The sequence below is a fragment of the uncultured Flavobacterium sp. genome (genome assembly GCF_937967675.1).
GTDB lineage: Bacteria > Bacteroidota > Bacteroidia > Flavobacteriales > Flavobacteriaceae > Flavobacterium.
Window position 1 is genome coordinate 1 of record NZ_CALBSN010000024.1, and the last position, 1,420, is coordinate 1,420.

The window sequence follows — 1,420 nt, forward strand, 5'->3', positions numbered from 1 at the left end:
AAACTAATTCCTACAATACCACATTGTGAAGACTGAACTTTACTCAATGGTAAGGCAGGTGTAGTTAAATTACAAGAAACTCCATAAGGTCCAAAATTACCATTGTTTTCTACTGCTACACGAACAGCATAAGTAGTGCCAAAATTAGCTCCACCTGACATATCTGTTAATTTGAATGATCTTACGGTACCATTTGCTGTAGTAATTACTCTTATAGCTCCTGTTACTGTATTGGTAATCTCAAAACGATATCTACTAACGTTAGATATTGCATCTGCAAAAATTGTATTACCGTAACTAGATAAAGTTGTACCACATTGAGATGCTTGTACTTTTGTAGCTGGTAAAGCTGGTGTAGTCAATGTACAACCTGCACCATATGCTCTCCATACTCCATTATGTAATACCGCAACTTTAACTAAATATGAAGTTTCATAAGGACTTACCCCTAAATCAGAAAAACGGAAATAGTTTTGTGTTGCATTCGCTGTAGTAAACTCTCTAACTTCTGAGCCTCTTATTACTTGGAAACGATAAGCTGAAATCGTAGGATTACCTGATATCGCATCTACATAAAAACGAGTAGTTGAAGATGCAGCTGTTGTTCCACAATGAACGGCTGCAATTCTAGTTAAAGGGTCTGGCGTAGTAACATTACATGAATTTCCATACGCACTCCATTCACCATTATTAAGAACTGATACTTTTATACTATATACCGTTGAATAAGTTATTACTCCTGTCAACTGTGTTAAGTTAAAATAATTCAATCCATTCAATGCTGTATAAGTTCTTACATTTGCACCATTAGTTACTTCAAATCTATATCCTGTTACACCTGTGACAGATGTAGCATAAATAGGAGTATCGAAAGCACTTAATGTAACACCACATTGTGATACTTGAACGCTAGTTAATGGTAAGGCAGGTGTAGTAACATTACATGATGTACCATAAGAGGTCCAAACATCATTGTACATAACAGCTACTCTTACTGCATAGGTTGTTGCGTAAGTAGGACCTCCTGTTAAATCAGTTAAACGGAAAGTACGTGTAGATCCATTTACTGTGGTAAATGTTCTTACGTTTAAACCATTGGTAACCTCAAATCTATATGCTTGAGCACCTGATATAGCGTCTGCTGTTAATTGTGTTGATAAAGATGCTAATGTGATACCACACTGAGAAGCTTGTACCTTAGTCAAAGGAACGTCAGGTGTGATAACATTACATGGATTACCATAATCACTCCAAACTCCTGATTTAAAATATTTTACACGAACTGAATAAGTCGTAGCATAAGTATTTACAAATCCTAAAGAAGTTAAGTAACTAAATCTAAAGAAATTAGATGAAGTATTTGTATATTCATATACAGTAGCTCCTCTACTAACTTCAAATCTATATTGAGTAGCACCAG

General features: G+C 35.1%; 1 protein-coding gene. It reads right to left on the reverse strand.

Annotated features, from left to right (window positions below; translation table 11 throughout):
- Positions 1 to 1,420 (reverse strand): fibronectin type III domain-containing protein (locus Q0075_RS01470; protein WP_297867967.1); only part of this gene is annotated, 1,420 nt, incomplete at both ends.